At 26.3% G+C, this 23,707-nt stretch carries 21 protein-coding genes and 1 other annotated feature; of the genes, 5 read left to right on the top strand and 16 right to left on the bottom strand.

All coding sequences use genetic code 11. The features are described 5' to 3' along the window. Nucleotides 1-28: 28 nt before the first annotated feature. The 9 genes from I2A66_RS03160 to I2A66_RS03120 all read right to left on the bottom strand — a co-directional run bounded on the left by I2A66_RS03160 (nt 29) and on the right by I2A66_RS03120 (nt 11,624). Nucleotides 29-1,270: a sensor histidine kinase gene (locus tag I2A66_RS03160; RefSeq protein ID WP_122639396.1), complete on the bottom strand. Its 1,242-nt coding sequence runs from the start codon at nt 1,268-1,270 to the stop codon at nt 29-31. Next, nucleotides 1,257-1,958 carry a response regulator transcription factor gene (locus I2A66_RS03155; RefSeq protein ID WP_122639397.1) on the bottom strand — a complete coding sequence of 234 codons (702 nt, stop codon included), beginning with the start codon at nt 1,956-1,958 and terminating at the stop codon, nt 1,257-1,259. Before I2A66_RS03155 ends, I2A66_RS03160 begins: the two co-directional genes overlap by 14 nt. 301 nt (nt 1,959-2,259) lie before the next feature. Next, nucleotides 2,260-2,685, bottom strand: coding sequence for a hypothetical protein (locus I2A66_RS03150; protein WP_195250935.1), 426 nt, complete (start codon nt 2,683-2,685; stop codon nt 2,260-2,262). A 114-nt stretch (nt 2,686-2,799) separates the two neighbouring features. Continuing rightward, nucleotides 2,800-4,734, bottom strand: a complete 1,935-nt coding sequence (locus I2A66_RS03145) for a sensor histidine kinase (RefSeq protein WP_195250933.1) — start codon at nt 4,732-4,734, stop codon at nt 2,800-2,802. Between the two features lie 202 nt (nt 4,735-4,936). Further along, nucleotides 4,937-5,503: a tryptophan transporter gene (locus I2A66_RS03140; protein ID WP_122639401.1), complete on the bottom strand. Its 567-nt coding sequence runs from the start codon at nt 5,501-5,503 to the stop codon at nt 4,937-4,939. 138 nt (nt 5,504-5,641) lie between these two features. Next, nucleotides 5,642-5,898, bottom strand: a binding site (T-box leader). Between the two features lie 180 nt (nt 5,899-6,078). Beyond that, nucleotides 6,079-8,124 (bottom strand): beta-galactosidase, encoded by a 2,046-nt coding sequence (locus I2A66_RS03135; protein ID WP_122639612.1) that lies wholly within the window; start codon nt 8,122-8,124, stop codon nt 6,079-6,081. A gap of 16 nt (nt 8,125-8,140) precedes the next feature. Further along, nucleotides 8,141-8,995: a sugar ABC transporter permease gene (locus I2A66_RS03130; RefSeq protein ID WP_122639402.1), complete on the bottom strand. Its 855-nt coding sequence runs from the start codon at nt 8,993-8,995 to the stop codon at nt 8,141-8,143. 2 nt (nt 8,996-8,997) lie between these two features. Then, nucleotides 8,998-10,308 carry a sugar ABC transporter permease gene (locus tag I2A66_RS03125; RefSeq protein WP_279265826.1) on the bottom strand — a complete coding sequence of 437 codons (1,311 nt, stop codon included), beginning with the start codon at nt 10,306-10,308 and terminating at the stop codon, nt 8,998-9,000. A 50-nt stretch (nt 10,309-10,358) separates the two neighbouring features. Beyond that, nucleotides 10,359-11,624, bottom strand: coding sequence for a sugar ABC transporter substrate-binding protein (locus I2A66_RS03120; RefSeq protein ID WP_147515421.1), 1,266 nt, complete (start codon nt 11,622-11,624; stop codon nt 10,359-10,361). A gap of 380 nt (nt 11,625-12,004) precedes the next feature. Here I2A66_RS03120 and I2A66_RS03115 point away from each other — a divergent pair, with 380 nt between their 5' ends. After that, nucleotides 12,005-13,000, top strand: coding sequence for a LacI family DNA-binding transcriptional regulator (locus tag I2A66_RS03115; RefSeq protein WP_122639404.1), 996 nt, complete (start codon nt 12,005-12,007; stop codon nt 12,998-13,000). Between the two features lie 43 nt (nt 13,001-13,043). Here I2A66_RS03115 and I2A66_RS03110 read toward each other — a convergent pair whose 3' ends face one another. From I2A66_RS03110 to I2A66_RS17080, 3 genes are all read right to left on the bottom strand, one after another. After that, complete coding sequence (locus I2A66_RS03110) at nt 13,044-14,912, bottom strand: PAS domain-containing sensor histidine kinase (protein WP_195250932.1); 1,869 nt, start codon at nt 14,910-14,912, stop codon at nt 13,044-13,046. A 239-nt stretch (nt 14,913-15,151) separates the two neighbouring features. Then, a complete protein-coding gene (locus I2A66_RS17085; protein ID WP_243238635.1) occupies nt 15,152-15,787 on the bottom strand; it encodes an MATE family efflux transporter in 636 nt (211 codons plus the stop codon). A 13-nt stretch (nt 15,788-15,800) separates the two neighbouring features. Further along, nucleotides 15,801-16,349 carry an MATE family efflux transporter gene (locus I2A66_RS17080; protein WP_330615447.1) on the bottom strand — a complete coding sequence of 183 codons (549 nt, stop codon included), beginning with the start codon at nt 16,347-16,349 and terminating at the stop codon, nt 15,801-15,803. A 205-nt stretch (nt 16,350-16,554) separates the two neighbouring features. On the opposite strand from I2A66_RS17080, the gene I2A66_RS03100 reads away from it, so the two are divergent. After that, nucleotides 16,555-17,370 (top strand): MerR family transcriptional regulator, encoded by an 816-nt coding sequence (locus tag I2A66_RS03100; protein ID WP_122639406.1) that lies wholly within the window; start codon nt 16,555-16,557, stop codon nt 17,368-17,370. 43 nt (nt 17,371-17,413) lie between these two features. Here I2A66_RS03100 and I2A66_RS03095 read toward each other — a convergent pair whose 3' ends face one another. Beyond that, nucleotides 17,414-18,196, bottom strand: a complete 783-nt coding sequence (locus I2A66_RS03095) for a hypothetical protein (RefSeq protein ID WP_147515423.1) — start codon at nt 18,194-18,196, stop codon at nt 17,414-17,416. A 66-nt stretch (nt 18,197-18,262) separates the two neighbouring features. Then, on the bottom strand, nt 18,263-18,688 hold the full coding sequence (locus tag I2A66_RS03090; RefSeq protein ID WP_122639407.1) for a MarR family winged helix-turn-helix transcriptional regulator: 426 nt from the start codon (nt 18,686-18,688) through the stop codon (nt 18,263-18,265). Nucleotides 18,689-18,860: 172 nt separating this feature from the next. On the opposite strand from I2A66_RS03090, the gene I2A66_RS03085 reads away from it, so the two are divergent. Next, nucleotides 18,861-19,334, top strand: a complete 474-nt coding sequence (locus I2A66_RS03085) for a DUF2798 domain-containing protein (RefSeq protein WP_122639408.1) — start codon at nt 18,861-18,863, stop codon at nt 19,332-19,334. A 48-nt stretch (nt 19,335-19,382) separates the two neighbouring features. Here the strand turns inward: I2A66_RS03085 and hcp are convergent, their stop codons facing one another. Beyond that, nucleotides 19,383-21,107: a hydroxylamine reductase gene (gene hcp, locus I2A66_RS03080; RefSeq protein ID WP_330566185.1), complete on the bottom strand. Its 1,725-nt coding sequence runs from the start codon at nt 21,105-21,107 to the stop codon at nt 19,383-19,385. 211 nt (nt 21,108-21,318) lie between these two features. On the opposite strand from hcp, the gene I2A66_RS03075 reads away from it, so the two are divergent. Then, nucleotides 21,319-22,161: a L,D-transpeptidase family protein gene (locus I2A66_RS03075; protein ID WP_122639410.1), complete on the top strand. Its 843-nt coding sequence runs from the start codon at nt 21,319-21,321 to the stop codon at nt 22,159-22,161. Between the two features lie 117 nt (nt 22,162-22,278). Next, nucleotides 22,279-22,674, top strand: coding sequence for an RrF2 family transcriptional regulator (locus tag I2A66_RS03070; RefSeq protein ID WP_122639411.1), 396 nt, complete (start codon nt 22,279-22,281; stop codon nt 22,672-22,674). Between the two features lie 48 nt (nt 22,675-22,722). On the opposite strand, the gene I2A66_RS03065 is transcribed toward I2A66_RS03070, so the two are convergent. After that, nucleotides 22,723-23,706: a lipoate--protein ligase gene (locus tag I2A66_RS03065; RefSeq protein ID WP_122639412.1), complete on the bottom strand. Its 984-nt coding sequence runs from the start codon at nt 23,704-23,706 to the stop codon at nt 22,723-22,725. Nucleotide 23,707 lies beyond the last annotated feature (1 nt).

The raw sequence follows: 23,707 nt of genomic DNA, 5'->3' as shown, positions 1-23,707 counted from the left end.
ACATTAAGGTGAAGATTTAAGTGACATATTAGTCACTATAACTTTTATGAAAAACTATATGAAACTCTGTTCCCTTATTTATTTCACTCTTAACATATATATCTCCATTTTGACCTTCTATTATAGATTTTGCCATTGCAAGCCCTATTCCTACACTATCCTCTTTTGAGCTATTCTTTCCCTTATAAAATCTCTTAAATATATGAGGTAAGTCTTTTTTATCTATTCCTTCTCCGCTGTCTTTTATTATTATCTCTGAATATAATGGATTTTCCTCATAAATAATAGTTAAACTTCCATTTTTAGGAGTATGTTCTATACAGTTCTTTATTATATTTAATAAAGCTTCCGTTGACCAATCTATATCTCCATAATATGTTGCATCATCATCTCCATTTATATCTAAATTTATATTTTTAAGCTCTATTGGAATTAAACTTGGCTGAAGAGCTCTTCTTACTAGCTCTTTAATATCCACTTCTTCTTTTTTGAAATCTATAACTTTAGCTTCTACCTTAGAAAGTTTTAACATACTTTTTATAAGCCACTCCATCCTAGTTAACTGAGATTTTATTTTATCTAAAAATTCAACCTTTGTTTCCTTCGGTATATCCTCATACATAAGGTCATTTAGTATTATAAGCGATGTCATAGGAGTTTTTAGCTGATGTGATATATCTGATATAGTATCATTTAAAAATATTTTATCATTATTTAATAGCTCTACTTTTTCTTTAAGAATATTCGTCATCTTAATTAACTCAGTTTTTAAAAGACCTATTTGTCCTTCTTGATTGGAATTTTTCATTTCAAATATCCTTCCTTCTGACCTATTATAAACATAATCAGTCATATCAGTTATATCTGAATATACCTTTTTAAAATAATATATAGATAATATTAAAAATAAAACAAATACAAATACTAAAAACAATATATTTACACTTAAAAGTTCATTAATACTCTCACTTATAATAGGTTCATTTCCAAAACTTATACTTTTATTATAATTATAATTTTCTAGGATATCTTTACCTAAGTCTATATTTTCCTTAGAACCACCTTGAGTTATTATATCTACTATTTGTGATTCTAAATTTGGATTTTTATGTAATATCTCTCCTAATATTGCTTGATTATTTTCAACTACCTTAAATTTTATTATATTTATATTCATAAAAGTAATACTTATAGATAACCCTATACTAATTAGTAATAAAATAAAGCAATTTCTTAAAAATCTTTTCATCTCTGGATTAAATAGAAACATTATCTTCACTTCCATTCCACTTGTAACCAAGACCTCTTACAGTAATTACAAACTTAGGATCTGTTGCATCATCTTCAATCTTTTCTCTAAGTCTTTTTATATAAACCGTAAGAGTATTATCATTTACAAAGTCATATGTGACATCCCAAAGTTTTTCAAGAATTTTTGATCTACTTAAAACTACATTGTTATTTTGTATTAAAATCAACAATAACTTATATTCAACTGATGTTAGAAAAATTTCTTCTCCATTTTTAAATACTCTTGCTTCTAATGTATGTATACTTAAATTTTTAAACTTTAATATTTTTTTATTATCATTATTATTACCTTTTCTTCTAAGCACAGCTTTTATCCTAGATACAAGCTCTCTTACTCTAAAAGGCTTAGTTATATAATCATCTGCTCCTATGTCTAATCCCATTACAATATTAACTTCTTCATCACAAGCAGTTAAAAATATTATTGGTATATCTTGTGACTTTCTAACTTCTTCACAAAAATCATAACCATTTCCATCAGGTAAGGTTACATCTAAGAGAATAATACCATATTCTTTTTCATTAATATTTTTTCTACTGCTTTCTAAATCTTTACATATATCTATATTAAAGCCTTCTTGTTCTAGTGCATATTTTACTCCAAATGCTATAGTACTATCATCTTCTATCATAAGAATATTTGTCATAATTTCCTCCAATTTAATTTTATTTTCCTATAATTATTATACAATATATAAAATAATATAATATAATATAATACTTCTTATAAAATTACATATTAGTCACTTTAATATGATAATGTACAAAAAAGAGATTTAAAGAAATGAACTAAATAATTTCAGCACAATTCCTTTAAATCTCTTTTTTTAATAGGTTTATTTTATTATTTAATAAAGTAATCATTGAATCTAATAGGGTATTCAATGATTAAATCGCATTTTACATCTGCATTTAGTATATTCTATTTCGTTGATATTGTCAACTCAATTATTCGTCATATTTTTCATATTTATCTTCTTCAAATTCTTCTTCCTCTATATCACATTTATCTACTTTTATCTGATCTATATAATGATTTAATTCTTTTGGTGATACTATTTCATCATTTTCATAACTTAATCGTCTAGAATTAAACTCATCTATTTTTTCTTTTAATTCTTCATCTTCATCTTTTTTATTGTAAATCTCATCACATTCTTTATCATAAGACTCTTCATCTTCTAGATAATCTAAATAATTTAACTCATCAGACATTTCTCTATCAAGTATATAGTTTTTTATCTTTTTATAAGAAAAATATGCACCTAACCCTGTTAAAATGGTTATTCCTGTATACATTATAATTTTTTTGTTTTCTTCCCATCTTTTTTCTGCTTGTTTCTCTAAAGATTTAGTTGCCAGATATTTAATCATAATGCTTCACTCTCCTAGTGTTTTATCATATTGAATATAGTATTTGTATTATTCAAATAAAAATTATCATATCTGGCAATATACATATATTGTTATTATGCATTAAATTTATTACTATGCTTTTATTGCTTCATCTTCTTCTAATTTTGCATCATCATTTTTTTGCAATATAACTTTTACTACTGTTCCCTTTCCTTCTACACTACTAATATCTATTGCTCCATTTAATGCTTCTATCATTTGTTTTACTATATTAAGCCCTATTCCGCTACCTTCTTTAGTTTCTATAGAATCGCGTTCTGCTCGTTCATATCTATTAAATATATTTTTCAACTTACGTTTAGGAATTCCTACTCCTGTATCTTTTACTGAAATTATTATTAACTGATCCGTATCTTCAACTTTTACATCTACAGATCCATTTTCTTTATTATATTTAATAGCATTAGATAATAAATTTAAAATTATTTTTTCTATAAATTGTGTATCTACAGAAGTATATACTTCTTCATGTTCAGTATCGAAAATTAAATTTATATTTCTCTCTGTAGCGTATGTTAATACAGAGTCAGTTATATCTTCTACTAAACTAACTATATTTACATACTTTAAATCCACATGTAATTTATCACTTTCTAATTTGATAGAATCTATAAAATTATTTATTTGTTTTATTAATCTATTGCAATTTTGTCTAATAATTTGATTAAATTCAATTAAATTATCATACTTTTTCTTTTTAATATTTAAATCTTGCATTTGAACGGTTGAGTAAATTACATTTACTGGCGTTTTAAAATCATGAGATATATTTGCTAGAACTTGGTTTTTTATTTCGTCTAATGTTTTATTATACTCTAATTCTTCTTTTATTTTAGCTAACTTTATTCTATCTTCCATATTTTTTATTATAAATATAGATAATGTTTTATTTTTACGTCTTTTAATTATATTAGTTTGCTCTCCATAAAACTCTGTTCCACGGAATGAATACTTTAGGTTTAGATATTTAACAGGTTTTTTGATATCATCAATTTTCTTTATGCTTTCTCTTTCACTTTCATCAACTATATCAAAAAGAGTTCTTCCTAAAATATAATCACTACTATATAGATTAAAATATTCATTAATTTTTTCATTTGCAAAAACTATTACTCCATCTTCACAAACTATTACTCCATCTGGAAGATACATTAATATCTCTTCATATCTATTTTTATAGTCTTTAAATCCTTTATTTACCTCTTCTAATCTTTCCTTCTCCCTAAGTAGATTTCTGTATAATAATTGATTTGGCCTTCTTATAATATCCATATAACAAATTTTTGATATACATATACTATTTACTAAGCATATTAGAAGTAATGTTAAGAAAATGTATGTGTTATATATTTTTAAATATGCGCTTAAGACTCCATATATTAACATGAAAGCTAAATAAACTAATCTGGATACATTGTATATTTGAATATCTCTCATAGCCCTTTTTGATATTCTATTATCTAGTTTTTTTATATTTTTTATTATATAAATAGCACCTATAATGTATACTATTTCTACTATAAAAGAATATACAGTAATTCCACTTTTGCTATAAACCATTGGAATAACTGATGTTCTACATAGCACTAATAATGATAAAACCGTAAGTATTATTAATGTATTTATAATTTTTTTTATATTTATCTCATTTTTATGTTTATTTAAAATGTACATTGTTAGTAAAATCTCTACACCTATACCTAAAAATCCAATGTGTGTAATTGTATTTATATGTTGATATTCATGCTTATACATTAGCATCGAAAAAGCATAAACTAAGTTGATAATTCCAGAAAACGCAAAAACCAAGGATATGTGTTTATATATATTATCTTTATTTAAGTCAGAATAAGATGTATTTACTAAAAATCCGCAAATCCCTATAGTACTATTTAATATAAGTAATACGCTATATATGTGTATAAAGCTAAACTTTCCAAGTAATATATGCAGTATAACTAAAATAAATATATATATCTTCATTATGTTTTTGACACATTCGTTCATATATCATTAATCCCCCCTGATAAGTTAATAGTAGTACATTAAATTGTAATTTTCTACCTAAAATCGCATTTTTAATATAAACATTTTCCGTCAAAATATACGTAATTTCTAACTTTAAAGTTTTTATCATAAAATTTTCTATTATGAATTTAATTAAAAAAATCACTATACTAAATTTAGCATAATGATTTTTCATAACTCTCTATTTATTAAAACTACTTAAGTTTTTATATCCTAATCTATTTACAGAAGATGTCACAACTTTAACTAAAAATATACCACATACTAGGTTAATTCCTATAGCTGGAACTACAGCTACTAAAAATAAAGCTTTAAAACTGCCTGGTAATCCAACTAAGGCTAATGCTGCTAGTAAGAATGTAGTACCACTAATTAAAGTTCCTATTGGAAGTATAATCATTGAAACTATAAAATCCTGAATTCTTTCACTTAGTTTTTTTACAAAAGGAAGCTTATAAATTACATACATAAATAAATAAACTAAATTAGTTGTTATCACTTTATCTATTATATTTGGTATCTGTCCACCTGGAAATTTAGATGTTAAACCTGCAAATATTCCACATGCTATACCACAAATTAGAGAAGTTTTATAATCTCCTTTATTTATAATCATTATTGTAAATAACATAATCAAAGATATATCAGGTTGTATTGGTAAACCTATAGCTGGTGTAAGTTGATGTATAATTAAACCTAATGCTAAAAGTAATGCATTTAAAACCATTTTTTTTGTATTTAATTTCATAATATTGTCCTCCTAAATCTTTTAAATATTTTTTAATCAATAATTGCCATATATTTAAATCACATTCTTTATGTTTTCTTCTTCATATCATACTTATCACCACCTTTAATTTATAAAATAAAAAACTCCGTCCTAAATTAATAGGACGGAGTTTATCCGCGTTGCCACCTAATTTATGTATAACAAAATCAAGTTATACATCTCTCATTTTAGGATACTATCATATCCCATTCGCTATAACGTGCGATTTACGGTAAAGCCTACTCTCATATAATATGATTTCAGTTTACTCCTCAAAGGCCCATTCACTAAATTTCTTCTTGTTGAGCTTCCACCATCCTCAACTCTCTATTTTGAACCTAAATTTAGTTACTATCCCTTTTCTTAGGATTATAAAAATTTTTAATTATTGTAATTATATTCTTAATTTTTAATAAAGTCAATTCTTTTTATCTTTATACTCTTATTTATATGTAAAAAATGTAATCGTGTTACTAATTTTGACTATATTAATAAAAAATAGCTGCATATAAATATATTTATATACAGCTTCTAAGAAAAGGAGTTGATAACTTTTATTTAGATTTTTTTAATACTAATGTATCATAGGGTTTAAGTTCTATACTTCCTAAAACCTTTTTATTAGTAATTAAATCTTCATATAAATTATCTATTATAACATCTTGATTTTCTTCTGTGAAATTCATCATGAAGTAATATTTATTTTCTTCATTCTCTCTTATTTGTATAGAAACACCTTGAGGGGTTTCAAAATCATGTGTTTCTATAATATCTAAGTCACATATTACATTATCATAAAATTCACTTAGGAAATCTTGATTTGTTCTAGCACCTATATAGTACCCTTTACCTTTATTAAATCTATTCATAGTTATAGCTGGACTACCTTTATAAAAATCATTTTCATAATTAGCTAAAACTTCTGCATTTATAGTAGATATTACATTACAATAATCTTTTACATCAAAATTTTTCTCATTATAATTAATACTATTTTTATCCTTAGGATATAATGTATCTAACTCTAATATATCTATACCATATATCTCTTTAAGAGTATTTGCCCATCCACCTATATAAGTTAAATCATTTTCATTAACTAATCCACTTATATATGAACCAACTAAAACTCCACCATTGCTTACATATGATTTAAAATTATCCATAGTTTCCTTTGTCATAAGGTACATCATTGGTGCAACTACTAATTTATACTTAGATAAATCAGCTCTTGGAGTTATAACATCTACAGATATATTTTTATTCCAGAAATATTTGTAATGTTCTTGTAGCGTTTGAGGATATCTTCTTGATTCTATTCCAAACCCTTGAGCATCTTTTAATGCCCAGTCATTATCCCAATCATATACAATAGCTACTTTTGAGTTTTTCATACTTCCTTTTATTTCTTTTATATTTTCAAGTGCTTCTCCAACTTGAGAAACTTCTTTAAATACTCTATTTTCACTTGAATTATCATGATCAATTACTGCACCATGGAATTTTTCAGAAGAACCTCTTGATTTTCTCCATTGGAAGTAAAGTACACTGTCTGATCCATGTGCTACAAGTTGCATTGCTGATAATTTATGCATACCTGGTCTTTTTGATTTATTGACATTATGCCAGTTTACTCCACTTGGAGTACATTCCATTATTAAAAACGGCTGTTGCTTTAAGCTTCTATATAAGTCATTTATAAATCCAACTTTACTTGCTAAATCTGAAGTTTTCTCCCAATCATTATGCCAAGCTGGATAACAATCCCAACTTAGTATATCTACATGTTTTGAAAATTTTTCATAATCTAAGCTTTGAAATGGTATTAAATCATTTGTATCTGCCATAAAGTTTGTAGTTATCGCTATATTAGGTGTTAACTCTCTCAATGGTTTAATTTCATTTTCATAAAAATCTATAGTTTGATCAGTTACAAATCTCTTCCAATCTAAATTTAATCCATGAACTGCACCTTCTCCTATTGATGAAGGTGACTCTATCTCTGACCAGTCTGAGTATGAATGACTCCAAAATGGTCCCCACCAAGCTTTATTTACATTCTCCACGGTCTTATATTTATTTTTAAGCCAATTTCTGAAATTTTCTTGGCATAAATCACAATGACATTCTCCACTAAATTCATTTGAGATATGCCACATTATTAATGCCGGATGATTTTTGTATCTATTAGCTAATTTACGATTTATAGATTGTGTTTTTTCTCTATACACCGGTGAAGAAAAGCAATGATTATGTCTTCCTCCATGAAGCATTTTTTCTCTTCTTTCATTTGTTCTTAATACTTCTGGATATTTTTTAGACATCCAAGCTGGCCTTGCCCCACTTGGAGTGGCAAGTATTACCCTACCACCTTGTTTATATATATCATCAATTATTTTATCTAGCCATTCAAAATTATAATTTCCTTCTGTTGGCTCAAGTGCACTCCATGCAAATATACCTACTGTCATAGTATTTACATTTGCTAATTTCATCAATCTCATATCATCTTCTAGAATTTCTGGATAATCTAGCCATTGATCTGGATTATAGTCTCCTCCATGAAGTAATCGTTTCTCATTGTTATATGTAAATTCCATATTTATATCCCCCATTTTATCCTTTTGTTCCACCTGCTGCAAGTCCTGATACAAAGTGTTTTTGTAATGCTAAGAAAGCTATTACTATAGGTATACTAATTAATATTGCTCCCGCTGCAAATGTTGTGTAACTAGCTCCCATCTTATCACTAACTAGCTTGTAAAGACCTATTGGTAAAGTATAAGATTCAGGCTCTCTAAGTATAACTGATGAAAGAGCAAAATCTCCTAAAGGACCTGTAAATCCATTCATTGCTACAACTGCTAACATAGGCCTTGATAAAGGCATTATTATTTGCCAAAATATTCTAGTTCTACTAGCACCATCTATTCTTGCACTTTCATCTAAATCTCTTGGAATTGAATCCATATACCCTTTTAAAAGATATGCATTCATAGGAATTTGACCTCCTACATATATGAATATCAATAACCAGTGACTATTTATTAATCCTAACATTTGTGCCAAAACAAATATTGCTGTTAGCGCTGAAAATTGTGGTATCATTTGTAAAAGCATAAACGCCATTAATCCATTTTTTCTTCCTTTAAATCTAAATCTAGAAAATGCATATGCTGTAAATGATACCGATATTAGTGAGAATATCATTGTAAATATACTTATCTTTAATGAATTTAAATACCATTGTTTATAATGTAGAGTTCCTACACCCGCAAATAACTGTGAGTAATGTTCTGTTGTAGGATTTTCAGGTATAAGGCTTGTACTCACTAAACTATTACCTGGATTAAAGCTAGCTCCTATTGTCCATAAAAGTGGGTAGATAATAATTACACATACCGAAATTAATAGTAAATATATTAATGCCTTTTTTATATTATTTTTACTTTTTGAATTTAATACATTCATATTTATTCTACCTCCTTAAATGAATTTGTTCTTCTAAACTGCCATATAGCCAATCCTATAACAAATACTGATAATAAAAGAGTAAGTGCTGCTGCTAATGCATATTGACCTGATTGCATTGTTAGTTTATATATCCAAGATACTAATATATCAGTTCCTCCTGCAGTTGAGTTAGGTACAGCTGGACCACCCGCATTGAATAGATATATAATATTAAAGTTATTAAAGTTAAATGTGTATTGTGTTATTAATATTGGAGCCATTGAGTATAAAACTAAAGGTAAAGTTATATTTTTAAATTTTTGTAAAGAAGTAGCTCCATCAACTGTTGCTGCTTCATATAATTCTTCTGGAATTGATTGAAGCACACCTGTTGTTACTATAAAAATATATGGGAATCCTAACCAACCTTGAACCATTAATAATGCAAGTCTTGTAAAGTTAGCATCTGTTAACCATGGTATTTCACTAATACCTAACATAGGAAGTATTACATTATTCATAGCACCAAATGTATCATTAAACATTCCTGTAAATATAAGTATTGTTACAAAACCAGGTACTGCCCAAGGTAATACAAATATCGTTCTCCAGAACTTTTTAAATTTAATTCCTTTTTGATGTACTACTACTGCTAAAAATATACCTAGTGCAATTTGGATTGTTGATGCTACAAGCGTCCATACAACAGTCCATCCTAATACATCAAAGAATGTAGATCTCCAAATTTCTACTGTAAATATATCTTTTAATGTTTCAAGTCCTACCCAGCTAACTAAGCTAGCTGGTGGACTATGATAAAGATCATAATTTGTAAATACTAAAGCAAAACTAAATAGTATAGGGAATATTACTGAAAATACTAGTAATACAAACGCTGGACTTGTTATAAAGTATGGATATCCTTCTTCTAAAAGTATTTGATATTGTTCTCTTACAGAGTAAACTGAGAACCCATCATCTCTTCTTTTCCCATTAGCATAAGCATCTTTTATATTTAAATAGTAAAATAGCAGTCCAAAGGCTGTTACTATTATTGCAATTAAACCTTCTGCTAAAAGGAATATTGAATTATCTCTAGGTACTTGCTCTCCTAGGGTAAATATTCCCCAGTACCCCATATTAAATAAATCTTTAAATACAAAGATGAAAGATAAAAAGAAACCTAAAAATATCAATCCTTTTACTATTTGTTTGTTATATATTTGACCTAGTCCAGGTATTAAAGATAGTAATGCTGCTTTTTTTCCATGGTCAGACTTTTTTTGATTACTCATCTTTGGTGATACTTGACTAGTAACTTCTTCTACCATTTATATTCCCCCTTATTGATCGTAACTGTTTTACTTTAAATAAAACTATATTACTTATTAATTGCTGCTATTGTATTTTTTATAGTTGTAACAGCATTATCCAGTGCATCTTTAGCCTTTGCTTTTCCTGTAGCTATTGTTTGTAAAGCTGAATCTATTGGCTCCCATACAGAGTTCATTTCTGTTATACCAGGAGTTAATTCTGCATATTGAGATTGAGCTGCAACTGCTTTTGCACTATCAGTACTAAGTACATTTTCATCCTCAGCTAATGTTTTTATTGCTGGAACTTCTTGAGTTACCTCATATCTAGCTTTTGAATTTTCTTCATTTGCTAAAAATTCAACTAATTCTTCTGCTAATTCTGGGTTCTTACTATATGAACTTACATTGTAGCTTTTTACTCCTATTAATGACCCCATATGTTCTCCATTTGGTAATGTCGGTAATTCTACTACACCATAGTTTATTCCAGCTTGCTTATATGGTTCTATATTCCAAGGACCTGATATTACTGCAGCTGCTTTACCTTCTGTGAATAATGAATCTAAAGTATTTATACCTTGTTCTCCAACTATTCCTTTTGGAAATACTCCACTATCATAAAACTTAGATACGTATTCTCCTGCTTTTATTGCACCCTCATTATTAAGACCTATATCTTCAGCATTAAAACTTCCATCTTCATTTTTACCGAATATATATCCGCCAAATCCACTCATAACACCTTGTGCGTAGTATATTTGATCCCATAATGCTAATAATCCGTAGTTACCATCTTTAGTAACAGACTTTGAATACTCTAGCCATTCATCTGTAGTTTGTGGTAAATCTTCTTCAGATATTATATCTTTGTTATAATATAAAATTTGAGTTTCTACAGCCTTTGGAAGTCCGTAAACCTTCCCATTAACTATTTGTGATTCCATAGCTGAGTCTGTATATATCTCTTTAGTTGACTCATCTATTTCTAATTCTTTAAGTAATCCTGATGTAACTGCTGTTCCTATTTGATCTCCAGGTATTGTTATTACATCTGCACCTGTCCCTGCTGGACCATCTAATCTTAAGTCCTCTATTTGATTTGCATAAGTTTTTTCAACAACTTTTATTTTTACATTTTTTTCTTCTTCAAATTTCTTAATTGCATCTTCTATCCCACCTGATTTACTTTGATCTTCCCAAACTAATAAATCATAATCAGAATTATTTCCTGAACTAGTTGAGGCATCTCCTTTACTATCTGAAGGTCCACAACCTGTCATACCTACTACTAATGCTCCACATAATATTAGTGAACAAATTCTTTTAAACATATTTAATTCCCCCTAATTTTCATGAAATCGTTTTTACACTTTTAATTATAATTAAGTAAATTGATTTTGTAAATATATTTACTAAAAAAGTATTAATAAATAGTAAATGATATAACTATAGTTCTATAATTAACTTTTCATAAATTAAACATTTTAAATAAAACACTATTTTAAATATTATTTATAGTAATTTTAATCTAAAAATAGTATTAACATTTATATTATTAGTAAAATTATTTACTAAATATAAATAGTAAATATCTTTACTATAAAGATTAATTATGGTTATAATGTATATATGATAAATTAAAACATCAGCTCTTTTATAATTTAATTTGTTAAAAATATAATTTTAAATAAAATAAATTGGAGGTTATTTAATGGTTACTATAAAAGAAATAGCTCAGAAATCTGGATTTTCTACTTCTACAGTATCTAGGTTATTAAATAATGATACCTCTTTATCAGTCTCACCAAAAACAAAAAGTAAGATTTTAAATACAGCTTTATCCCTAGGATATGAAAGAAAGTATATTAAAACTATTATAGAAAAAATTGCATTACTATTTTGGATTACTGATACAGAGGAGTTAGAAGACGTTTATTTTAAGGAAATGCGTTTACAAATAGAAAAATATGCTAATGAGAAAAATATGGAGTTAATCACTATAAAAAAGCAAGATGGTATAAGCAAAATACCTAAAGATATAAGTGGATTTATTGCTGTAGGTGGATTCTCAACAAGTGAAATATTAGAACTGAACAAAATAACTAAGAATGGTGTTTTTATAGATTCAAATCCTACTCCAGATTTATACGATTCAGTACAACCAAATACTTCTAGAATAACACATAAGGCTCTGGATTATTTTATTAATGCTGGTCATACAAATATAGGATTTATAGGTGGTACATATTTAAATCATGACACAAATGTTCATGAAAAAGATATAAGAGAAATTGCTTTTAGAACATATTTATATAATAAAAATTTACTAAATGAAAATAATATTTTTATAGATAAAAAATTTTCAGTAGAGACAGGATATAAAATGACTAAAAAAGCTATTGAAACTTTAAATGATAACTTACCTACAGCATTTTTTATTGCATCAGATGCTATAGCTATAGGTGTTCTTCAAGCATTAAATGAGCATAATATATCTATTCCTCAAAGAGTTAGCGTTATAAGTATTAATAACATTGATATTTCAAAATATGTATCTCCACCGCTTAGTACATTCCATATTGATATACCTGAACTATGTAAAACATCAATATCATTACTATCAGAACAAATAATAGATGGTAGAACTATTAAAAAGACTGTTCTTTTAAATTCTGAGTTAATAATTAGAAAAAGTTTTTGCTTATAATAAGCATATATTAAAATAGCCTTCATAAAATTGAAGGCTATTTTTAATATATATCCGAAAACTCTATATTCATATTGCTTATATTGGTTAGATTAACATTGTTGACTCTATCAACTTTATTTTTGTTATTTTCGCACAACTTATCAGGTAAATTTATTATAAACTCTGAACCTACTTCTAACTCACTATCTACAGAGATACTTCCGTCATGCATTTCTACTAAATATTTAACTAATGAAAGACCTATTCCACTTCCTTCTCTTTCATTTTTCATCTTACTTTTTACTTGTTCGAATCTACCAAATATGCCATCTAACTTATCTTTAGGAATACCAATTCCATTATCTCTTACTTTTATTTTTATACTTTCTTCACAATATATACTTACTTCTATATTACCTTTATCTTTACTAAACTTAATTGCGTTAGATAATAAATTCAGCATTATCCTCTCCATATTATCTTTATCAAATGCAATTATTTTTTCTTCACAATCTGTATCAAATATTAAATTTAAATTATGATTTTTTATAAATTCACTTACAGACATACACACATCTTCTATAAAACTTATTATATTGCCATTCTGTGGGCTATGATCAAAGTGACCAGAATCAACCTTAGTTGTATCTATTAAGTTATTAACAAGCTTAAGTAACCTAAGCCCATTTTGCCTAAGTATTCCTAAGTATTTTGTAAAATATTCATAGTCATCTTGATTTAATTTATCTAACCTTAAGTTTATTACCTGTAATGAACTTAAAATTATATTTATAGGTGTTCTCAGCTCATGTGACAAATTCGCAAAAAAATCCATTCTTAATTTTTCTAGACTCTCATTTGCTTCTACATCCTTAGTTATATCTCTTATTATTCCTACCCTTTTTTTTACATCATCACTATTACTCCTTATTGGCATATACTCCTTTTTCAGCCATTTATATCCATACTCATTTTTAAATTTCGATATACCTATTTCTTTTTCATTATCATATTCATTGTATTTTTTTTCGTATTCTATTCTATCATCCCAATACTTGTCCCAATTTTCACAACTATCATATAAGTTCATATCTTCTGGTCTTATACCAAACATTTTTTCAAATGCGGAACTTATATATACAGGGGTTTTATCATTTTCAATTATTATTATTTCATCTATATTATTTGTTATTTGAGATAATATTTCTTGATTCTTTTCTAATTCTTCTATTGATATAACTTCTTTCGTAATCTCAACGGATATTCCCATAGTACCTATTGTGCATCCATTTGTATAATCTATACATGGCCATTTTGTTATTTCATAATATTCTTTTTTATTATCTTTAATAATTGCTTGTCTATATGTATGAAGCGTATCTTTTTTTAAAACGGATTTATCATAAAAATTTGATTCTTCAGCTTGATTTTTTTCCATTATATCATACTCTGTTTTTCCTATAACATCAGTAATTTTTAAACCCATAGATTTGAGAAATGCATTATTAACGTCTGTGTACTTACCATCTATATCTTTAATCCATGCTGGAAATGGTGCTTTACTCATTGCTGGTGATATTGCTGGTGATACTTTACTTACTTGCCTAAATACCATATATAATTCTTTATCTTCTTTATTATAAATATCCATCTCATAGATAATATTCATAAATTTATTATATTTTCTTATCGTTTTCTTAGAGTTAATATCAACTTCTTTATATGTACTTATCCAATCTTTTATTTGCTCATCAGATAACATATTCATTATATTCTTATTATTGATATATTCTAGTTTTGTCTCAAATAACTCCTCAAAAGATTTATTTATATCTTTTATTTTTATGCCCAAATGATTGCCATAATTATCATTTATTATATCCGCACAACAGTAAGCAATCGGACTATTTTTTACTATTTTCTTATACATATTTTCTTCCATATATCCCTATTTGCTAATCTCCTTAAAAAATTCACAATGTTCTATTACTATTCCATATTTTACTATATTTTACTATATTTACAAGTAACTTATTGTTTATTTTGCATTTTATTACTTATTTTCCCTATATATAAAATTTTAACACAAAAAAGTTGCTTAATATAATTAAGTAATTACATTAAGCAACTTTTTTATATTTATACAATTTATAAACTCAAATAATCATTTTATTCATAGGATAAAGATTTATTTTTAAATGCTCTACTATACATATATTTAAATCGATTATTATATACAAATATAAAAGATATAAACAAAGCAATCAACTCAGAAATTGGAACAACTAACCAAACTCCATTAAGACCAAATATCATTGGTAAAATTATAATTCCAATTATAAATAAAATAAATGTTCTAAATAATGAAAGTATTGCTGATATCTTACCATTTGAAAATGCTGTAAACATTCCAGATATAAATATATTTAAACCTGAATACAAGAAACTAAACGAAAAAATTATAAATCCATCTAACGTTGTCTTAAATAATTGCTTGTCATCTACAAATATACCTATTAATACATCTGAGAAAACTCTAGATATAATAAATGTAGCTATTCCAAATACACTTATAATTAAGAAACTATATTTTACTAACTTCCTAATTTCTACTTCATTTTTACTACCATAATTATAGCTAATTCTAGGAGATACGCCAGATGTAAAACCTAAATAAACTGCATTTAATAAAAATTGAATATATAAGATTATAGTTATTGAAGCTACTCCATTTGCTCCTAAAAATCTTATTATAACTATATTATATAAAAATGTGGTTACAGAAATTGCTAACTGAGTTACCATTTCCGAAGATCCATTAAAACAACTTTATTAATTTAAAATTAAATTTAAATTTAACAAAATGAATTGCACTACTTTTTTTAGAAAAATGAATTATACCTATTATTGAAGGAACTCCATATCCTAACCCTGTTGCTATAGCAGCACTAGTAATACCCATTTTAAAAATATATAAAAATATATAATCTAAAACTATATTTAATACTCCTCCTCCAATAGCATTTATTAAGCCTAATTTAGATACACCTGCTGTTATTAAAAAGTAATCTGAATATATTTTTAAAATTAAAAAAGGTGTGAATATTAACATCCATAATAAATAATCATAACAATACTTATATAATTGATCATTTCCACCTAAAGTATATATAATTTTATCTATAAAAATAATACATATTAAAGATACGATACAACCTACTACTAAGCCACTAATTGCTATACTTGTAAAACCTTCTTTAGCTTCTTTATCTTTGCCTTCTCCCATTAGCTTAGCTACAATAGCTCCTCCTCCAGTAGAAAACATTACCCCTACTCCTATAAGTAAATTAATTACAGGATATACTATATTTGATGCAGATAATACATCTACTCCTACAAACCTAGAAATAAATATACCATCATTGCTATTGTTGGCAATGTATATTTTATCAAAGATCCTAATGTAATCTTTTTTTCTAATGCATTACTCATAATTTCCTCCTTGAAAAATACTCTTATGTAAACTATAATAAAGTATCCTGTAAGAGGATAGTCAATAAGGAGAATAAAATATGGAGAATAAAGTAAAATATTTCACTACAGGTGAATTTGCAAAATTATGTAATATAAATAAAAAAACGCTATTTCATTATGATGAAATAGGATTATTTAAACCTGAAAAAGTTATGTCAAATGGATATAGATATTACTCTCATCACCAATTAGAAGTTATAAATGTTATATATATTTTAAAATCTATAGGTATGCCTTTAAAAGAAATTAAAAATTTTATAGAGAGAAGAACTCCTGATAATATAATAAATCTTTTTCAAGAAGAGATTATTGAAATTGAAAATGAAATTAATAGACTAAAAAAGTTGCAAGTCCAAATGTCTAACAAGATAAAGCTAATTACTGAGGGTAAAAATTTTACAAAATCTATTTTTTTAGAAAATCAAAAAGAAGAGTATCTTATTTTAAGTGACCCAATTGATAACACAAAACAAATTTATGATATCCAAACCTACTCAGATCATATAAATTATTGCTTTGATAATAATCTAAATATTGGATTTGCTGCGGGTGGAATAATTAGCTATGAAGATTTGCTCACAAGAAATTTATCTAAGTATAGCTACTATTTTACTAAAGTTGATGAGAATATTCCTAATGAAAAAATATTTATTAAGCCTAAAGGTATATATGTTGTTGGATATCATAAAGGATATTATGACAGTGTACAGATTATTTATCAAAAAATACTTGATTATATAAATGAAAATAATTTACATATTAATGGAGATGCTTATGAGGATATTCTAATAGATGAGGTATCCGTTAAAGATATAAATAATTATGTTATTAAAGTTTCTATTAAAGTAAAATAATTTTATAAATAAAAAGCTTAAGAATAGATTATATAATCTACTCTTAGGCTTTTATATCGTCTATTATTTCTTCATATGCAAATAAAGGTATATCATATAAATCTCCAAAGTTTTCATAAATAATTTTAGATGCTTTAAGTAAACTACTTATTGATGTTACATTAGGAATTGTTATACCCACTTTCTTTGCTGACAATTTCACTCTTTCATCAGGAACACAGCATAACACTCCAGGAATATTATCATATACCTCTTGACACCTTAATTCTCTTAAAATTAAAGGAATTTTTATTCTCATTTTATTTTTACCAGATCCTAAACCTTCAATCTGGCTTATATAATTTATAAATATACTAAAGTCATTGTTTTCATTAGAAATTTTTAAACTCTCTTTTATATCATTCCAATTATTAGCTATTATAGATATACTTGAATAATAGTCCTTTCTAAAGCTTACTTTCTTCCTAGGAACTAATCCACTACACATTTTTACTATATCATTAGCATTAATATTACGACTTTCAATCTCATCATTTACAAAATCATCATTCATCCATAATTCTATTTTATCTTTATTGTTTAATTTCAGATAAGTTATAAAAAATGCTGTATTTTCCCAAGGTCCTGTTTTTGACCATGATGATGATAGAACAAATAATAAAAATAAATCATTTTCATCTTTTAAGTCTAATCCCATATTTTTATTATTAGGTAATATTATATTGAACTTATACACCCACCCATTATACTTATTATCTTCGCTTATATTTATATAGGATAGTTTTTCTTTATTTTTTATTACTGCATTTATTAATTTATCTTTCATATTATTTCCTTTTTATAAATTTATTTTTATATTCATACCCAATTTTTCTATTTATAAAATAATTTTTTAAAACCATCTTTTACTTAAGCAGTCTTTTAATATTTCAAATTCTTTTCTTCCTATAGATGTTTTTATCTCTTCTTCTATACTCTCCTTTAATAATAAGGTTTCTTCAAAAAATCTTTTACCTTTTTCTGTTAGTAGTAATATCTTATCTCTCGAGTTACCTTCTACATATTCAGTGTATATATATCCTCTTAGAATTAAATCTTTTGTGCATTTATGAACACCTTGACGTGATATATCTATTATTCTAGCTATCTGAGCTACACTCATAGGTTCCCTTTCTATTATAGCTAATATATACGATTCTGTATCACTTATATATTCCTCACCCAACTCTACCCATTTATCTCTTACCAATTTTCTAAGTTTTGCATGCTTTTCGCTTATTAAGTCTATTATATTTAAATCTTTAAAATATGACTGCATATATTGTCTCCTATTTTCTATAATTAGTATCTATTAGTATTATATCTTTTTTACAAAGTTTTTTTAAGTACAATTTTAATATCGTAAACTTAGTTGACATTATTTTTCCATTATGTTAACATATCTATGTCAACTAAGTTTACAATATTAAAGAAAGAGGTATTTTCTAATAATGGGAAAAAATAAAAAAGAACATCTTATATTTGTTTTAATGATATGTACAACTATGGTATTCATAATGAGTTGTTACAATATAACATTAATAGAAGGCTTTTCAGTAAATGTTTTTAAACATGCTATTATGGGATTCATCCCCGCATTTATATTTGCATTAATAGGAGATTTATTTATAGTTGGTAAAATAGTAAAAATTATAGCTAGCAAAATAATTAAACCTGGAGATAGTATGAAGAAGGTAGGAATATGTATGTCCTTCTTTACAGGATGCGGTATGGTTCTTTGGATGTCATTCTTTGGAGCCGTTACAAATGTAGGTTTTGGGCCTAACTTGTTACCTGCTTATAGTATGGGTATAGTAAAAAACTTTATCTTCGCTATACCTTTAAATCTACTTATTGTATCTCCTTTAATTAGAGGTTTATTCTTTAAAATATTTCCTCCTACAATAGATACGAATGTAGCTTAACTAAAAAAGTAGCAATAATATTTTTATTATTGCTACTTTTTTTATATATTATTTTAAGAACATTTCTAAATCATCTTCAACATTAGTTATTCCACCTATACCAAAGTTTTCAACTAAAACTTTAGCAACATTTGGTGATAAGAATGCTGGTAATGTTGGTCCTAAGTGTATCTTTTTAACACCTAAGTATAATAGTGATAATAATACTATTACAGCTTTTTGTTCATACCAAGCTATATTATATGCTATTGGTAATTCATTTATATCATTAAGCTCAAACACTTCTTTTAATTTAAGTGCAATAAGTGCTAATGAGTAAGAATCATTACATTGTCCTGCATCTAATACTCTAGGTATTCCATTTATATCACCTAAATCTAATTTATTGTATTTATATTTAGCACATCCTGCTGTAAGTATTACTGTATCTTTTGGTAAGCTTAAAGCAAAATCAGTATAATAATTTCTTGATTTAGCTCTTCCATCACATCCAGCCATTACAAAGAATTTCTTTATAGCTCCAGTTTTCACAGCTTCTACTACGCTATCTGCAAGTGCAAATACTTGGTTATGTGCAAATCCACCTACTATTTCTCCTGTTTCTATTTCTGTTGGAGGAGCACATTTTTTAGCTTGTTCTATTATTTGTGAAAAATCTTTATTATCTTCGCTCTCACCTTTTATATGCTTAACTCCAGCAAATCCTGCTGCTCCTGTTGTGTATATTCTATCTTTATAGCTATCCTTTGGTGGTACTATACAGTTTGTAGTCATTAATATTGGACCATTGAAGCTTTCAAATTCTTCTTTTTGTTTCCACCAAGCATTTCCGTAGTTACCTGCAAAGTGAGAATACTTTTTAAATGCTGGATAGTAATGAGCTGGTAACATTTCTGAGTGAGTATAAACATCTACTCCAGTTCCTTCTGTTTGCTTTAGTAATAATTCTAAGTCTTTTAAGTCATGTCCTGATACAAGTATTCCTGGGTTATTTCTAACACCTATATTAACTTTAGTTATTTCTGGATGTCCATAAGTTCCAGTATTTGCACTATCAAGTAGAGCCATACCATCTACCCCTACTTTACCAGTTTCTAAAGTTAATGCTATTAATTCATCTATAGATAAGCTATCATCTAAAGTTTTAGCTAAAGTAGCTTGCATAAATGCATTTATCTCTTCACTATCATATCCTAATGCATTAGCATGCTTCATATAAGCTGACATACCTTTTAATCCATATATTATAAGTTCTCTTAAACTTCTTACATCTTCGTCTTTAGTAGCTAATACTCCTACTGTAGTAGATTTTTCATCTAATAATTTATCTATATCATCAGATTCTTTTTCTTTTCCGCTTCCAAGTATAGCATCTTTTACTTTAGCTAATACTCCTACTTTCACATCCATATCTTCATTTGAAGTTGCATTCCATAATGCTGCTTCTGATAAGTTTTCTTTATTATCTAACTTAGATAATAACTCTTCTTTAATAGCTAAAGTTTCTTTAACTCTTGCATAAAATACCGCATCATCGAAGTTAGCATTAGTTATTGTAGTGAATAAGTTTATAGTTATTAAGTGATTAACTTCGCTACTTACTTGCTTACCTTCTGCTCTAAGTCTTGTTGTTACTTCTGATAATCCTTTAGTTGTATATACTAATAAGTCTTGCATTCTTGCTAAATCTGGTGATTTTCCACATACTCCAAATTTAGTACATCCTGTACATCCTGCTGTCTCTTGACATTGAAAACAAAACATTTTTTCCATAATTATTCCTCCAAGATTTCTAATGTTTATTTTATATACACATTATAAGTTTAAATATAAATAAAGTCCGTAACATAAGTTACAGATTTCTAATTTATTTAAATTAATTCAAAATTATATAGGCTTTACTCTAATATTTAAGAGAAAAGCCTTACACAATTATTTTAAATTTATCATAGAATATTTTAAAGTCTAAGTATGGGGTGGAATTATGAAGAAATATAAAAGACAGTCACAAGAAGTATACAAATACACCTTAGCAAACCTTAATTTAAGGGAAGGTAAATCTACATCTTCAAATATAATATCAGTTATACCAGCAGGATCAAGAGTTACAGTAATTGATGGTGAGGAAGATTGGTATGAAGTAATATATAACAACCAAAGAGGATATGTATATAATGAGTATCTATCACAAACTAAATTCACATGGACTGATGTTACCTTAAGATCTTATCCATCATCTGAGTCAAATCCAGTAACAGTACTTCCTCATAAATCTATGGTCCAAGTTTTATCAGTAAATGGAGACTGGAGCCATGTTATGTATAATAACGATGAAGGATATATATTTAGCTATTTTTTATCTGATGATGGTAATCCTCCAGAAGGTTATGATTTCACTAATTTTAATACAGACATGACTAAATTTGTAAATGATAATAATATAAAGAGTCCTACTAAAAATTTAATTGTAACAAATTTGGAAAATAAATTTACTTATATATTTGAAAAAGATTCTAATAATAACTGGATTTTACTATATAAATGGATTTGTACAATCGGAAAACCTAGTACTCCAACTATAAAAGGTACATTTTATGTAAGTGGTAGAAAACCTTATTTTGGATCTTCTACTTATAGAGTAAAATATGCAACTAGAATTAGAGGTAGTTATTATTATCACTCAATTTTATTTAATGCTCAGGGTACTGAGATAATTGATGATAGATTAGGATTAGCTTTAAGCCATGGATGTATAAGATTAGCAGTCGATAATGCTCAATGGATTTATGATAATATATTAGATACTACTACTATAATAATCAATTAATTCTTACTTTAATAAAAAAATATTTTATTTAATTCAATATTTATTATTGTGTTTATTATATAGTTATTTATATAATAATAATAATTAATAAATAACGTTTTAACTAAGGAGTATTCTATGTACTTGTCAAAATTTACAGACTATAGTTTCAGAATCTTAATATATTTAGGAAATCATCCAAACGAACTTTTTACAGTAGATGAGCTTTCTTCTATACTTGATTTATCTACTCATCATATAAAAAAAATAATTTATAAACTAGCAAAGAATAACTATATTCTCTCTTCTAAAGGTAGAAATGGTGGTATTAAATTAGTAACAGATCCTAAAAATATAAATCTAGGGAATTTATTGGAAATAACAGAAGATAATTTAAATATTGTTGAATGTTTTTCTGATGATAGTAATACATGTAATCTTAATGGTAGATGTAGTCTAAAGCCTATAATAAATGATGCTTTAGATGCATTTAAACAAAAATTTAGTGAATATACTTTAGAAGATATCCTTTAAATTTCTAAATAAAAAATAGATGTATAAATTTATACATCTATTTTTTATTTAGATTATACAATCTAAAATATCTTCTTTACTTATTTTATAAAAGTATTTTTCTATATCGATACTATTAATCACTTCTATAATAGATTCTTTCGAATATCTGCATCCACTAAGTAATTTAGATATATCTTCAACTTCACCTTCTCCAAAGAAATCTCCATTTATAAATATATCCCTAATTATACCTTTATCTATATTTATTTTAAATTCAACTTTTCCACCACTATATCTTTTAGACTTAGTTATATTAAATTTAGGAGATGCACCATAATTCCAGTTCCAAGACTCGAATCTTTCTTTTGATATCTCATTTACTCTGTATAAATCTTCATCAGTAAGTGTATATATGTTTTTAGTATTTTTAAGCAAACTTTCTAACATAATTTCTTTAAATTCTAAAGTACTAATATCTTTATCTAGATGTTCCGATATGTTTGTAACTCTTTCTCTTACAGACTTTATTCCTTTTGAAATAATTTTATCTTCAGCTACAGTTATACTTTTTACCATAGATTCAATATCTGTATTAAATAATATTGATCCATGATGAAGTCTACTACCATTTTTTATATATTGAGCATTTCCAGAAAATTTTCGTCCATTTATTAATAAATCATTTCTACTATTAAAATATGCATTTATACCTTGTTTTTCTAATGCATGTATTATTGGCTTTGTAAATTCACTAAAATCAATTCCACTACCTTTATAATTCTTATTTATAAAGGTAAATTGCCAACCATTCATATCAGTATATATAGTTCCTCCACCACTCATACGTCTAACTACATTTATATTATTTTCTTCTGCATACTTTTGATTTATTTCTTCTATAGTATTTTGAAATTTTCCTATCATCAGAGTTGGCTTAGTTCTCCAAAACATAAATATATTATCATCACCTAGTTCTTTTTCAGTCATTAGGTAATACTCTAGGGCAAAGTTAAAATATGGACTCAATGAATTACTTTCTACATATATCATA

Origin of the sequence: Romboutsia sp. 1001713B170207_170306_H8, from assembly GCF_015550495.1 — a bacterium.
GTDB lineage: Bacteria > Bacillota > Clostridia > Peptostreptococcales > Peptostreptococcaceae > Romboutsia_E.
This window is presented reverse-complemented; position numbering and strand designations above follow the sequence as displayed.

Coding starts and splice junctions, on each gene's coding strand:
- I2A66_RS03160 (WP_122639396.1), bottom strand. CDS start 1,270: ATGTTTCTATTTAATCCAGAGATGAAAAGATTTTTAAGAAATTGCTTT.
- I2A66_RS03155 (WP_122639397.1), bottom strand. CDS start 1,958: ATGACAAATATTCTTATGATAGAAGATGATAGTACTATAGCATTTGGA.
- I2A66_RS03150 (WP_195250935.1), bottom strand. CDS start 2,685: ATGATTAAATATCTGGCAACTAAATCTTTAGAGAAACAAGCAGAAAAA.
- I2A66_RS03145 (WP_195250933.1), bottom strand. CDS start 4,734: ATGAACGAATGTGTCAAAAACATAATGAAGATATATATATTTATTTTA.
- I2A66_RS03140 (WP_122639401.1), bottom strand. CDS start 5,503: ATGAAATTAAATACAAAAAAAATGGTTTTAAATGCATTACTTTTAGCA.
- I2A66_RS03135 (WP_122639612.1), bottom strand. CDS start 8,124: ATGGAATTTACATATAACAATGAGAAACGATTACTTCATGGAGGAGAC.
- I2A66_RS03130 (WP_122639402.1), bottom strand. CDS start 8,995: ATGAATGTATTAAATTCAAAAAGTAAAAATAATATAAAAAAGGCATTA.
- I2A66_RS03125 (WP_279265826.1), bottom strand. CDS start 10,308: ATGGTAGAAGAAGTTACTAGTCAAGTATCACCAAAGATGAGTAATCAA.
- I2A66_RS03120 (WP_147515421.1), bottom strand. CDS start 11,624: ATGTTTAAAAGAATTTGTTCACTAATATTATGTGGAGCATTAGTAGTA.
- I2A66_RS03115 (WP_122639404.1), top strand. CDS start 12,005: ATGGTTACTATAAAAGAAATAGCTCAGAAATCTGGATTTTCTACTTCT.
- I2A66_RS03110 (WP_195250932.1), bottom strand. CDS start 14,912: ATGTATAAGAAAATAGTAAAAAATAGTCCGATTGCTTACTGTTGTGCG.
- I2A66_RS17085 (WP_243238635.1), bottom strand. CDS start 15,787: ATGGTAACTCAGTTAGCAATTTCTGTAACCACATTTTTATATAATATA.
- I2A66_RS03100 (WP_122639406.1), top strand. CDS start 16,555: ATGGAGAATAAAGTAAAATATTTCACTACAGGTGAATTTGCAAAATTA.
- I2A66_RS03095 (WP_147515423.1), bottom strand. CDS start 18,196: ATGAAAGATAAATTAATAAATGCAGTAATAAAAAATAAAGAAAAACTA.
- I2A66_RS03090 (WP_122639407.1), bottom strand. CDS start 18,688: ATGCAGTCATATTTTAAAGATTTAAATATAATAGACTTAATAAGCGAA.
- I2A66_RS03085 (WP_122639408.1), top strand. CDS start 18,861: ATGGGAAAAAATAAAAAAGAACATCTTATATTTGTTTTAATGATATGT.
- hcp (WP_330566185.1), bottom strand. CDS start 21,107: ATGGAAAAAATGTTTTGTTTTCAATGTCAAGAGACAGCAGGATGTACA.
- I2A66_RS03075 (WP_122639410.1), top strand. CDS start 21,319: ATGAAGAAATATAAAAGACAGTCACAAGAAGTATACAAATACACCTTA.
- I2A66_RS03070 (WP_122639411.1), top strand. CDS start 22,279: ATGTACTTGTCAAAATTTACAGACTATAGTTTCAGAATCTTAATATAT.
- I2A66_RS03065 (WP_122639412.1), bottom strand. CDS start 23,706: ATGATATATGTAGAAAGTAATTCATTGAGTCCATATTTTAACTTTGCC.